The sequence below is a fragment of the Marinagarivorans sp. genome, from assembly GCF_982758155.1.
Window position 1 is genome coordinate 26,897 of the sequence record NZ_CEXWTU010000019.1, and the last position, 12,844, is coordinate 39,740.

General features: G+C 43.8%; 11 protein-coding genes. 5 read left to right on the forward strand and 6 right to left on the reverse strand.

Features of this window, described 5'->3' with window-relative positions:
• The first annotated feature begins 45 nt into the window (after nt 1–45).
• From AC3A8L_RS04115 to AC3A8L_RS04135, 5 genes are all read left to right on the forward strand, one after another.
• Nucleotides 46–201, forward strand: coding sequence for a hypothetical protein (locus AC3A8L_RS04115; RefSeq protein WP_487960964.1), 156 nt, complete (start codon nt 46–48; stop codon nt 199–201).
• Between the two features lie 391 nt (nt 202–592).
• Nucleotides 593–1,519, forward strand: coding sequence for a branched-chain amino acid transaminase (locus AC3A8L_RS04120; RefSeq protein ID WP_487960965.1), 927 nt, complete (start codon nt 593–595; stop codon nt 1,517–1,519).
• A 359-nt stretch (nt 1,520–1,878) separates the two neighbouring features.
• A complete protein-coding gene (locus tag AC3A8L_RS04125; RefSeq protein WP_487960966.1) occupies nt 1,879–3,891 on the forward strand; it encodes a serine/threonine-protein kinase in 2,013 nt (670 codons plus the stop codon).
• 11 nt (nt 3,892–3,902) lie between these two features.
• Entirely contained in the window at nt 3,903–4,592 is a 690-nt protein-coding gene (locus AC3A8L_RS04130) for a hypothetical protein (RefSeq protein WP_487960967.1), read from the forward strand.
• A gap of 169 nt (nt 4,593–4,761) precedes the next feature.
• Nucleotides 4,762–5,109 (forward strand): DUF4870 family protein, encoded by a 348-nt coding sequence (locus AC3A8L_RS04135; protein WP_487960968.1) that lies wholly within the window; start codon nt 4,762–4,764, stop codon nt 5,107–5,109.
• Between the two features lie 194 nt (nt 5,110–5,303).
• Here the strand turns inward: AC3A8L_RS04135 and AC3A8L_RS04140 are convergent, their stop codons facing one another.
• The 6 genes from AC3A8L_RS04140 to AC3A8L_RS04165 form a co-directional block, all read right to left on the reverse strand.
• Nucleotides 5,304–6,230, reverse strand: a complete 927-nt coding sequence (locus AC3A8L_RS04140; protein WP_487960969.1) for a ParB/RepB/Spo0J family partition protein — start codon at nt 6,228–6,230, stop codon at nt 5,304–5,306.
• An 82-nt stretch (nt 6,231–6,312) separates the two neighbouring features.
• On the reverse strand, nt 6,313–7,128 hold the full coding sequence (locus tag AC3A8L_RS04145; RefSeq protein WP_487960970.1) for a ParA family protein: 816 nt from the start codon (nt 7,126–7,128) through the stop codon (nt 6,313–6,315).
• 11 nt (nt 7,129–7,139) lie between these two features.
• Nucleotides 7,140–7,811 (reverse strand): 16S rRNA (guanine(527)-N(7))-methyltransferase RsmG, encoded by a 672-nt coding sequence (rsmG, locus tag AC3A8L_RS04150; RefSeq protein ID WP_487960971.1) that lies wholly within the window; start codon nt 7,809–7,811, stop codon nt 7,140–7,142.
• A gap of 1 nt (nt 7,812) precedes the next feature.
• Nucleotides 7,813–9,720 (reverse strand): tRNA uridine-5-carboxymethylaminomethyl(34) synthesis enzyme MnmG, encoded by a 1,908-nt coding sequence (gene mnmG / locus AC3A8L_RS04155; protein ID WP_487960972.1) that lies wholly within the window; start codon nt 9,718–9,720, stop codon nt 7,813–7,815.
• Between the two features lie 91 nt (nt 9,721–9,811).
• The gene (locus AC3A8L_RS04160) at nt 9,812–11,236 is read right to left on the reverse strand and encodes a hypothetical protein (protein ID WP_487960973.1); all 1,425 of its coding nucleotides are present in this window, start codon (nt 11,234–11,236) and stop codon (nt 9,812–9,814) included.
• Between the two features lie 148 nt (nt 11,237–11,384).
• A partial coding sequence (locus AC3A8L_RS04165) for a hypothetical protein (RefSeq protein WP_487960974.1) occupies nt 11,385–12,844 on the reverse strand: 1,460 nt, incomplete at its 5' end.

Consider the following 12,844-nt stretch of genomic DNA (forward strand, 5'->3'; position numbering starts at 1 on the left):
CTAAAAAATACGCATTTTAGGGCTCTGTTATGAGCCTGACAAGGTATGCCTAAGCTACCCAACGACCTTAGGGGCGAGGAAACAATATTTCATCCACTAATGCTCGATATCGACATCCTTACCTTCGTTGCTCAAAGCGTTACATGCCCCGGCATGCGCCCCTTTCAGCGCCTTGATAAGAATGCCGATCTCTTCGCCTAATTGGATAAACTATTATTGCCTCGTCCCTTATAACTCGCGATGTCTTTGCGATATCCTCGAAACAGCCAAAGCACCCCAATTCCCTACCTTCACAGCACGTTTTATGGTTCAATACACGTACTTTGCCTCAGCTGTTGCAGCACTTGCCTTTTGAACGACCTTCAAAACCAAACTGCCCAATTATGCGGCTTGCTTAGCCCCACAAGCGACTAAGATAATCAAAGCGAATATGGCAATCAAAGCCCACAAGTCTTTTTGCCACAACTAGCATCATCGTCGCTAGGTGCAAAACTAGATTGAAAAACAATGCGAGCGCAGCTCGGCCCAGCTTAAACCTGTGCCTTGAGCGCGCTTATATCAATTCGACGCTTTAATTTAGAGAGAAACAACTATGAATTTTGCCGATCGCGATGGCGTAATTTGGTTTGATGGCGAAATGGTACCTTGGCGCGATGCCAAGATTCACGTACTTACCCACACCCTGCATTACGGGATGGGCGTTTTTGAAGGTGTACGTGCTTACCATGCTGGTGATAAAGGCAGTTGTATTTTTAAACTGCAAGAACACACCGACCGCTTGTTCCGCTCTGCGCATATCATGCGTATGGAAATGCCTTTCAGCAAAGAAGTGATTAACGAAGCCCAACGTGCCGTTGTTCGTGAGAATAACTTAGACGAAGCCTACCTTCGTCCGATGGCATTTTTAGGCTCAGAAGGTATGGGCTTGCGTGCCGATGGCCTGAAGACCCATATTATTGTTGCGGCTTGGGATTGGCCTTCTTATATGTCTCCCGAAGCAAAAGAGCTTGGTATTAAGATTCGTACGTCTAGCTACACGCGCCACCATGTCAATATCACCATGTGTAAAGCTAAAGCCAACGGCAATTATATTAATTCGATGCTTGCCTTGCGCGAAGCACTCGATAGCGGCTGTGAAGAAGCCTTGTTGCTAGATAATGAAGGTTATGTGGCAGAAGGCAGTGGTGAAAACTTTTTTATGGTACGCGAAGGTATTATTTATACGCCTGAGCTAACGAGTTGTTTAGACGGTATCACCCGTAAAACTATTTTTCAGCTTGCCGAAGATTGCGGTTACGAGATCCGCGAAAAACGTATTACTCGCGACGAAGTCTATGTTGCCGATGAAGCCTTCTTTACCGGTACCGCTGCCGAAGTATTACCCATCCGAGAATATGATGGTCGTGTTATTGGCGAAGGTAAGCGAGGCCCAATAACAACAGTCCTACAGGATTTATACTTTAAAGCCGTTAAAGGCCAGCTGCCGTCACATACTGATTGGCTTGCACCTATCAAATAGTTATAAGGGACGAGGAAACAATATTTCATCCACTAATACTTGATCTCGACATCCTTACCTTCGTTGCTCAAAGCGCTACATGCCCCGGCATGCGCCCCTTTAAGCGCCTCGATAAGAAAGCCGATCTCTTCGCCTAATTGGACAAACTATTATTGCCTCATCCCTAAAACAATATTGAAAAGGCGCTCATTGAGCGCCTTTTTTGTATAATCACAGCCAAAGGGACTTTTTCCTGCAGCATTTTTCGGCAATCTCGCATTGCAGCGCGCCATTGCGATTGATAGCATCCACCGTTCGATTTCCCCCTGCTCGCAACCGCTACTTCAAGGGCACCTCTAAAGTCGTTAATGGATAATATAATGAATAATAACGATATTAATAAGCAAGATGCTACTGTTGTGCAGAATAACGCAAAAGCGACAGCATCCACTCCCGAGGAAACGGTTGTTCAGGTAAAACCACATTCAGAGGAAAAAACTGATCGCCGAGAAACCTTATCCACAGGTCATCGCGATGAGGCGCTTACCCGGTTTTATGTTGATCTAAAAAGCGGTGAGAGCACTGAAGGTTTTAGCCAAGCAAAACAAGTCGCGAATGCGGCACTGGCGGAGAATAAAATCCTTCTTAATAAACGCTTTGTTTTAGAAAGCGTGATTGGTATTGGGGGGATGGGTACAGTATACCTTGCCAAGGATTTACGTAAAATTGAGGCAAATGACTTAAAACCTCATGTTGCAGTTAAGGTTTTAAACGACAACTTCAAAAACCACCCTGATGCCTTTGTTACCCTACAGCGTGAAGCCAGCCGCTCACACTCTCTTTCGCACCCAAATATTGTCACTGTTCACGATTTTGACCGCGATGGTGATGTCATCTTCATGACCATGGAGTTTCTTGAGGGTCAACCGCTGGATTCACTCATCCGAGAATTTCCATCAGGCTTAGCCCTAGACCATGCAACAACGATTATTACTGGCTTTTGCGATGCACTTATACATGCCCACAGCAAAGGTATTATTCATAGTGATTTAAAGCCAGGTAATATTTTTGTCACAGATACCTCGGCTAAAGTATTGGATTTTGGTATTGCGCGCTCTGTTAGCCATACGGCGGTAGCCGGCGATTTCGATGCTGGCTCACTTGGTGCACTCACGCCGGCATATGCGACCTTAGAAATGTTTGAGGGTAAAGACCCCCATCCCAGTGATGATGTCTATGCGACAGCCATTATCGCTTATCAAATAATTACGGGGAAACATCCCTACAATAACTTATCGGTTCAGGATGCTATTAAAAAAGGTCTTAAACCTGCCAAACCTGAAAATACCAATAAGTATCAATGGCAAGCACTTGAATCGGCATTGGCACTAAAGAGAACTGATCGCACCTCATCTATCGAGCAATTCCTAACAACATTTACCCATGTCAAAAAAGTCCCTTACTTCAAACTACTTAGCGGCAGCCTACTTATTGCCGTTACCGCTTTGGGTTACGCCATTTTTAACGCTCCTGACGAAGTCGCCATTGCGATTGATAATGCTTATCAAAAAGCAGAAGAATGCGCGGCAGCAGGCGATATAGATTGCGCGATAGAAGGCAGCCAAGCAGTCATTGAGCTCGACCCAAACCACAGCCAAGCTACTGCGTTATTAGCAAAAGTACAAAATCAAAAGATTGCTCTATTAGAAAGTGACACTCAAAATACCGTGCAGCTCTGTGCCGCGAATATGGACTTGGTGTGTATTCAAGATGCGTTAGGGCAACTAAAAAGCTTAGCCCCCAATAGCTCGCTTATACCGACGTTTGACCAAACTGTTAATCAAGTCAAAATTAACATCGAGCTTAGTCAGCGCTTACCAGAAGCTTATGATTGCCTGGCGTTAAACGACCTCGATTGCGCAAACAGTATCCTTACAGGCGTGCGCAATATTGCACCACAAGATGCATCAGTACTTTCTCTTCAGGCAAAAGTGGCAGAGCTAACAACTCAGACTAATAATACTAATCAAGCTCGTGAGGATAAGATCAAGGAAACGCTGGATAAAGCGAACCAATGTTTAGACGCGAAACTTTTTGACTGTGCCGTTGAACACAGCCAAACCGTTCTTCAGATTGAGCAAAACAACCCTCTAGCGCTCTCAATCCAACAAAAAGCCAATTATGACAAAAAGCAGGCAATGGAGAATCAACGCAAAGCGGATAAACTCATTAAAAAAGCATCGGCCTGTTTTAATAAAAAGAATTATGCATGCGCTGTTGCTAACTCTGAATCAGCATTAGAATTTATACCGAATTACGCCCCCGCCAAAAATATGATTAAAAAATCTAAACAACAAATAGAAACGTTAAAAAATAATTTCAAAATCAACTAAAAGGACATTTTATGCTTAACAAAAAATTTAAAATTATTATCGCTGCAGGTCTTTCATTCACATTACTTAGCGGTTTTGGTTTAAAAGATATAACGAAAGAGCTTGGGCCAGATACCGATAAATGCGAAAACTCTTCAAATAAAAGTAAATGTAAGAATAAGGAATACTTAAAATCAGCCGCTAAAATTATTGCCGTTACCGTTGCCGCTAAGCTGATTTATGAAATGATCATCGATTATAAAACTGAGCAGGTAACTAACGATAAAACAGTAACAAAAGAGTATAAGAAACAACACGGCTCTTTACCCGATACAACCCAAGTTTTGGTCTACGATGCTAAACTCAACCCTAACAGTATTGTAGAGGTTGGAAAACCGATTAATATCGATACTTCCGTTAAAGTTGTGCTGGGTAAGAAATCTAAAAAAGTATTCATCGAAGAAAAACTTGAAATTTTCGATAATGAAAAAACAGACCAAGTGATTAATTCTCTTACTAAAAAAGTGAGTAAAGGAAAGGGTGGTGCTTTTGAAAATACCTTTAGTTTTACCCTACCCGAAGGCATGCCTCAAGGTGTATACCCCATTAAAACGTCGATTCTTATCGACGGTAAACCGTTCGAACATGCCGATAGCGATATGCAAGTTGTGATGGAAGTACTGCATGATGGCAGCTTTCAAATTGCCTACCTGTCAAACTAGCCGTACGCTCTAATGAACCTAGAAACCGCAGTTAAACCATCAAAGGCTACGCATCTTTTTGACTTTCAACTGCGGTTTCTAGGATGAAGATAACGAGCACATTCTCGTTATCTTCTACTGATTTCTAAATCGAACACGCTTACGTTCAAGTCACACAGGAATTAACACAATGGATATTGATCCCGCTGACGAAAAAAAACTCAGACAAGCCAAAGATACATCCCAGCTCGTATATATACTGCAAGCGGCCTCATTCCTTGTTGGCCTTACTTTTATTGCTGCAGTAGTCATTAACTACATTAAACGGGATGAACTTGAAGGTACTTGGCTGGAGTCTCACAACCGCTGGCAAATGCGTACTTTTTGGTTTTCGTTATTGTGGTCGGTTATTGGCTTTATTACGCTTATTGTATTTATAGGATGGTTTATCTGGTTGGCGAATGCCATTTGGGTTATCTACCGGATAGTGCGGGGTTGGATAAACCTTAGTGAAGAAAAAGAAATGTACCAAAACTAAAAAAGGCGCTAAAAACGCCTTTTTCTTTAACCTAAAAACCGTAGTTGAGAGTCAAAAAGATACGTATTCCCTTGGTGTGCATGGCGTGTAGTAAAAATGTGTAGTCACCTTATTGGTGATGAGTCATTTTTACCGCACGTTAGGTGCGCTAAGGGGATGCGTAGACTTTGATGGTTTAACTGCGGTTTCTAGGTTTAAGATGCTTGGTATTTGAGATGCGCCAATATGCCGTCTAACTCATCTAAACTTTTATAGTTGAACACCAGCTTGCCTTTCCCTTTAGCGCCGTGTTGCACCTTAACCGGCACACCCACATGCTCAGACAAACCTTCTTCTAACTTTTCAATGTCGCCACTCGCGCTCGGCACCATTTTAGTTTCGTCTTTGGCATCTTGCTGTGTTTTACGCACTAGTGCTTCAGCCTGCCTTACAGACAGACTACGCGCGATAATTTGACGAGCAATACTGCGCTGCTGGTTGGACGGTAAACTGAGTAAACAACGAGCATGACCCATCTCTAAATCACCATGCTCGAGCAGCATGCGGACTTCATCAGTCAAATTCAATAGACGTAGTAGGTTGGTTACACCCGTACGCGACTTACCCACAGCATCGGCCACTTCTTGATGTGTTAATTCAAACTCATCCTGCAAACGCTTAAGGGATATAGCTTCTTCGATTGGGTTTAAATCTTCGCGCTGTATGTTTTCGATCAAAGCCATCGCAATGGCGGCTTCATCATTTACATCGCGAATAACAGCTGGAATGGTATCAATACCTGCCAACTGGGTAGCACGCCAGCGGCGTTCACCGGCAATAATTTCGTACTTATCTTCGCCAATCGGGCGCACAACAATGGGCTGCATCACCCCTTGTGCTTTAATCGATTCCGCAAGTTCCTGTAACGCTTCTTGATGCATATCGCGGCGCGGCTGGTATTTACCACGCTGCATAAATTCTACCGGCAGGTTTAACAGCCTTCCGTCTTTAGGCCCTGGCTCGGCAACGGGCATATCGGCTGGGTTTAAACCTTCAGCTTTGCCCGCCGTTTTATCCGTCGCTTTCTTTGCGGCACTTCCTAATAGGGCGTCTAATCCTCGGCCCAAACCTTTGCGTTTCATGGCGGTCTATCCAATCAAAATTCTATTTAAAGGCGTTATGCCGTTTTACCTAACGTCTGTGCCGCTTTCCATCACAGGGGTTTTACTTGGGCGCTACCGCAGGTTTTTTCTTACTTTTCTTATTGTAACGTTCGGGTTCACAGCGCTTAATCATTTCACCCGCCAGCGCTAAATAAGCTAACGCTCCCTTGGAGGCTTTATCGTATGCAAGTACAGGAACGCCAAAACTAGGGGCTTCAGCCAAGCGAACATTACGCGGTATACATGTATGGTAAAGCTGTAGTGGGAAGTGCTGAGTGAGCTGGGCAGAAACTTCACCAGTCAGGCTCATCCTTGGGTCGTACATGGTGCGTAGAATGCCTTCAATTTTTAACCGAGGATTAAGTGCAGACTGCACAGTATCAATGGTTTCTTTTAATGATGATAAACCTTCCAAAGCATAATATTCGCACTGCATTGGAATAATCACGCCGTCGCACGCGGTTAAGGCGTTAACCGTCAACATATTCAACGAAGGCGGGCAGTCTATTAATATGTAGTCAAAGGTATCGGCAACAGTACTTATTGCGTCTTGTAATCGTCGCTCGCGGTTATCCACATCTAATAATTGTACTTCGGCTGCCGTTAAGTCGCTATTGGCCGCGAGCACCGAAAATTGTCCTGCCGCGGAATAAACAATCGCTTCAGCCATAGAAACATCACCGGCCAACACATCATAAACCGTGTGCTGCTGGAGATTTTTATCCACACCCGCACCCATGGTGGCATTACCTTGGGGGTCGATATCGATCATGAGTACTCGGCGTTTAGTCGCTGCCAATGAAGCGGCCAAATTGACGGATGTTGTCGTTTTACCTACGCCGCCTTTCTGGTTAGTAATGGCAAAAACTTTGGCCACAGCAATCTCTCTTACGGTTGTATATCTGTTGAAGGGGTTGAACGCGGTTGCAGCTGGATAAGACAGCGCTCAGCTTCCAAGCCAGGCACTGATAATGGCTGGAAGCCCGCGACAATATAGTGTTTTTCGATTTGGCTCAACTCATCCACAGGGTTTTGCCCCTTCATTGCCCAAAAGGCCCCATTGTCCGCTAATAAATGGCCACTGCAACTCACAAAATCAGTTATTGATGCAAAAGCGCGACTAATAATCACATCAAACTTATCCACAGGGTCAAATTTTTCGACTCGTAGGTTTTGCACTGTCACGTTTTTAAGGCCCAACTCATTAACCACTTGGAATAAAAAACGAATTTTTTTGCCCGCGCTATCCAATAAAGTGAATTGTGACTCGGGGAATAAAATTGCTAGCGGTATTCCCGGTAAACCACCTCCCGTGCCTACATCAAGGGCATTATCGCCCTTAAAATGAGCTGCAACGACTAGGCTGTCTAAGAGATGAAGCGTTACCATCGATTTCGGATCCCGAATAGCCGATAAGTTATACGCTTTATTCCACTTAATAAACATCGCTAAGTAGCGCATGAGTAAGTCTTTTTGGGTATCAGTAATCTCTAAGCCTATTTTTGATAGGCCTTTAACTAATAGTGAGTGCTCACTCGATAATTCATCCTGCCACATCATTTTATTTCCCAGCTGCCGCGGCGGCCACTTGCTGTTTACGCAGGTAACCCCGCTTTTTTAAAGTTATCAACAGCAGCGAAACTGCAGCGGGAGTTATCCCCTGAATTCGCGTTGCGCGGGCGATAGTCTCTGGCTTGGCCTCGATCAGTTTTTGCTTAACTTCATTGGATAAGCCTTCTATATTTGAATAGTCGAATTCACTTGGGATGAGTGTTTCGGCATTCGCTCGTAATTTAGCCACTTCATCCTGCTGACGGTCGATATAGCCCGCATATTTAGCAATAATCTCTACTTGCTCCGCCACCTGGCCGTTATCTACAGCCTCGCCTTTTAAGCTCGCTATATCGAAATATGTAAGCTCTGGGCGTTTTAATAAATCGAGTAAGCTGTATTCGCGATTGAGCGGGGCTTTGATTTTTGGCGCAAGAATCTCAGCCTCAGGACTGTTGGCTTGGATGAACGTCGTTTTCATACGTTGATGCTCAGAGGCCACTAGCTCGCGTTTTTCACAAAATACGCGCCAACGCTCATCATCCACCAAACCTAGCTCGCGGCCTTTTTCAGTCAAGCGGATATCGGCGTTATCTTCACGCAATAATAAGCGGTATTCAGCGCGACTCGTAAACATGCGGTAGGGCTCTTTTGTGCCCATGGTGATTAAGTCATCTACTAATACACCGATGTAAGCTTGATCGCGCTCTGGACACCAACCTTCTTGCTCTTTGGCTCTGAGCGCGGCATTGGTGCCCGCTAACAAACCTTGCGCGCCAGCTTCTTCGTAACCCGTAGTACCGTTGATTTGGCCAGCAAAGAACAATCCATTGATGGCTTTGGTTTCAAAGCTGTACTTTAAGTCTTGCGGGTTAAAGAAGTCGTACTCGATGGCGTAGCCTGGGCGCGTGATATGCGCGTTTTCAAACCCTTTAATAGAGCGAACTAACTCCAACTGTACATCAAACGGTAAGCTGGTGGAAATACCGTTAGGGTAAAGTTCGTGAGTATTTAGGCCTTCAGGTTCGATAAATATTTGATGGCTATCTTTATCGGCAAAACGATGGACTTTATCCTCAATAGAAGGGCAGTAACGTGGCCCCACACCTTCGATTACACCGGTATACATCGGCGAGCGGTCTAGCCCGCCCATAATAATATCGTGTGTTTTTTGGTTGGTATGAGTAATCCAGCAACACACTTGCTCAGGGTGATCTTCAACCTTACCAAGATAGCTCATCACAGGAAGAGGGTTTTCACCCCATTGCTCTTCAAGCGCGCTGAAATCTACACTTTTTGCATCTATACGCGGTGGTGTACCTGTTTTCAAACGCTCAACATTTAACGATAATTCACGTAAACGGTCTGCCAACGCTATGCTCGGCGGATCACCGGCACGGCCACCAGAATGGTTCTCTAATCCGATATGGATTTTACCGCCAAGAAAGGTACCGGCTGTTAATACCACAGAGGGCGCCATAAATTTAACACCCATTTGGGTAACAACCCCTTGAACCGTATCACCCTCTACAATCAAATCGTCAGCCGATTGTTGGAAAATATCGAGGTTGGGTTGGTTTTCAAGAATTGTACGAATGGCCGCTTTGTAAAGCGCGCGATCGGCTTGAGCGCGAGTCGCCCGAACGGCAGGCCCTTTACGGCTATTCAATACGCGAAATTGAATGCCACCCTTGTCTGTAGCTAGCGCCATAGCGCCACCCAAAGCATCGATTTCTTTGACAAGATGGCTTTTACCGATCCCGCCAATTGCTGGGTTACAGCTCATTTGCCCTAGTGTTTCGATGTTGTGAGTTAGCAGCAGAGTAGAGCAGCCCATGCGCGCCGCCGCCAAACAAGCCTCGGTACCCGCATGGCCACCACCAATCACAATCACATCATATTTTTTAGGGTAAATCATGGCAAACAGCCCATAGGGAAAATGGGCTGGGATTATAAACTAAAAAGAGGGTGTTTAAAATTTGTACGAGTAATTTGATTCGATCTCTGAATTATTTAGCGACTGTGATGCGGTCACCGGTTTCTATATCGATGGCTATAACGCCTTGGGCACCGGCTGCTAAGTATAAAATATTGTATTCCGGGTGCATGGCCATAGCTGAAATGGATGACCCTAAACGTGGGCCTTTACCCAATTCACCTTCAGCCAAATTCGATGAGCTAATCAACGATATTAATTGATTAGCTAGATCAAACTTCCATATACGGTCTTGGCCTGCTATGAACATATCATTATTGGTATGAGCTAATAATGCTGTAGGCTTCCTTATTTCATATCCATTACTAATAAGATTTGTTACAACAACCGTATCGGATACTATTCCATCTGGAGTCTCTTCTGTAACCACCCTTAAAAGGGAGCTAGCTCCCGTTAGACTATCATCTGAATATTCACGGAGGATATACAGTTCTTTATTTACAATCGCTAATGATTTAGGGCCATACTCTTCTGTGAAGGGCTCCCCACCCACTGAAACTTCATAGGGCTGCCCAGCATAACCATCGCTATTGGTAATATACCAGCGCCCGAGTGATTTCTTTGTAGTTTTATGATCCAAAAAATATACAACTTGATTTTCACCGGAAGAAGAAATTTCGCTATTTAGATCCAAAACTAGCCCTCGAGCTGACAATATTCGATTATTTGTATCCTTAAATATTTCAGTATCACCTGAGTTGCTATCAACCAATAATAACGCTGTATTATACTCATCTATACCCGTGGAGGGATTACTATAAAAATTGTCCGTTAATATATATATTTCATTGTTATAGCTGTCTACTGCCATCGACCAATAGAGAAAATCAGAGGAGTTATTTTCAAAATTAGATGTATAAATTGGACTGTATTCACCATTATCATAATTAAATTTTTGCAATTGGGCCTTATAAGGGTCCGTAAAATATAGGCTGGCATCTATTATATTAAATCCCACTCCTGTGGCACTTAATAAATCACCAGCACCAGCTTGACCTGATGCATGACTACTTACCAATAAATTTTCAGTTCTAATTTCTCCAGATTCTAACTCCAGTGTAACCAGTATCTCCTGATTGAGCACACCTGTAGGTATACTCAATTGACTGCTATCAGGCGTAACCCAAACACTTCCATCTTTTATAAAATTCAAATTACCAGCATTTATCGACTTAATGTTTTGAGAGCTTTTAACCTCTCTTAAAATCACTTTTGTTGAATTCAAACCATACAAGTTTGATTTTTGAGTCGGGAAAATAAACTCAACTAAATTATCTTCACTATTTTCTGTCGAGCTTGAAGTAGCCGACACATTACTTGATGATACTATTCCAGCCTTTTGATTAATTCCATTTTCATTATTACTGCTACCGCATCCAGAGAACATTAACGTTAATAGAGTTAATATCAATGTCTTATAGGAAAGAAATAACTTCATGAGATACACCCGTATTATTTAACCCTTAGATTAGCTCTTTGTACTAAATTTTTATAGTAAATAAGCCACATTTTTCGGTAAATTTTACCCAAAAAAAAGCCCTCGATCTTTCGACCGAGGGCTTTATCTGTGACGATGTTACTGAGTACTAACGAGCGACAGTAATGCGGTTACCCGTTGCTAGATCAATGGCGATAATGCCTTGAGCACCCGCAGCAACATACAGCATGTTATACGCAGGATGCATCGCCATTGCTGTTATTGAAGTTCCCAATCGAGGACCACTGCCCATCTTACCCGTCGCTAAATTAGACGAACTCACTAACACTATTTCATTAGTCTCTAAGTTGAGCTTCCAAATACGGTCTTGATCTGCAATATAAAGCTCACTATCAGAAACCGGTATTACTGCTGTTGGCTTTTTAACCTCAAGGCCATTATTAGCTAAGCTCGCTACAACCGTGGAATCTGTTGTCAGACCATCAGGTGTTTCTTCAGTCGACACCTTCAAGACCGAACCCGCTCCCGTAAGGCTATCTGAAGCAAACTCTCTCACGATATATAGTTCGCCATTAATAAGCGTAAGTGCTTGCGGCCCAAAGCTGCCAGCAAATGTTTCCCCACCCACACTTACAGCGAATGGTTTACCAGTGAAGCTACCAGTATGAGTAATATACCAACGTCCTAATGCTCGTTGCTCAGCTTCGAAGTCCATGAAATAAGCCACTTGATTACCACTGGATGTACCTACTTCACCACCGAGGTCTAACACTACACTGCGTGCAGACGTTACACGATCGTCAACATCAGCAAATATTTCAGCTTCGCCCGTATTTCCATCAACAACATGCATGGCAACTTCGTATCGCTCACTCCCAACTGTAGCATCGTAGCCATACATATCAGCCAATACATAGATCTCATCGTTTGCACTATCTACGGCCATTGTCCAATAAAGACTACTTGAAGCATCTTCTGGGCGCATAGCGCTGTAGACAAGATCACGGCCGCCAGTTGCAGGATTGAACTTACGCAATTGCGCCATGTACGCATCGGTGAAGTACAACACATTGTCATCTTCATCAAAGCCTAGACCTGTGGCATTAAACAAATCCCCTTCACCAGCATTACCACTTGCATGGTTATTTAAAATTAAAGGAGCTCCTTCTTCACCATCTACCATGACAGCAAAAGATTGATCAGCATCTTGGCTAAGTGCTAAGGCTCCGCCAGCAGAAACCCATATATCGCCCTGCTTGACTAACCCAACACCACCAACTTCTACAGATGTCGCTGGAGATAGGGTTTTCACCATAACCTGAGTCGATTCCACTCCACCTAAGTTAGCCTTAAACGTTGGATAAACAAATTCAACTAAGCTCGGCAGTGCAGCTTCTGATGAGCTAGACATTGTGGAGCTAGACGATTCAGCAACAGAGCTACTGCTAATTTCACTGGATGAAGATACCACCTCAGAAGATGAGCTCATCATCATTGCACTGGAAGAACTCACCTCAGAGCTACTGCTCATAACACTAGAGCTTGGAGTAACAATATCACTGCTTGAGGCTTCAGAAGAAGAACTCACAGCAACATCTTGCGAAGAGC

Bases quoted from the DNA above. Each gene is read 5' to 3' on its own strand.
- AC3A8L_RS04115 (WP_487960964.1), top strand. From the start codon at position 46: ATGCCTAAGCTACCCAACGACCTTAGGGGCGAGGAAACAATATTTCAT.
- AC3A8L_RS04120 (WP_487960965.1), top strand. From the start codon at position 593: ATGAATTTTGCCGATCGCGATGGCGTAATTTGGTTTGATGGCGAAATG.
- AC3A8L_RS04125 (WP_487960966.1), top strand. From the start codon at position 1,879: ATGAATAATAACGATATTAATAAGCAAGATGCTACTGTTGTGCAGAAT.
- AC3A8L_RS04130 (WP_487960967.1), top strand. From the start codon at position 3,903: ATGCTTAACAAAAAATTTAAAATTATTATCGCTGCAGGTCTTTCATTC.
- AC3A8L_RS04135 (WP_487960968.1), top strand. From the start codon at position 4,762: ATGGATATTGATCCCGCTGACGAAAAAAAACTCAGACAAGCCAAAGAT.
- AC3A8L_RS04140 (WP_487960969.1), bottom strand. From the start codon at position 6,230: ATGAAACGCAAAGGTTTGGGCCGAGGATTAGACGCCCTATTAGGAAGT.
- rsmG (WP_487960971.1), bottom strand. From the start codon at position 7,811: ATGATGTGGCAGGATGAATTATCGAGTGAGCACTCACTATTAGTTAAA.
- mnmG (WP_487960972.1), bottom strand. From the start codon at position 9,720: ATGATTTACCCTAAAAAATATGATGTGATTGTGATTGGTGGTGGCCAT.
- AC3A8L_RS04160 (WP_487960973.1), bottom strand. From the start codon at position 11,236: ATGAAGTTATTTCTTTCCTATAAGACATTGATATTAACTCTATTAACG.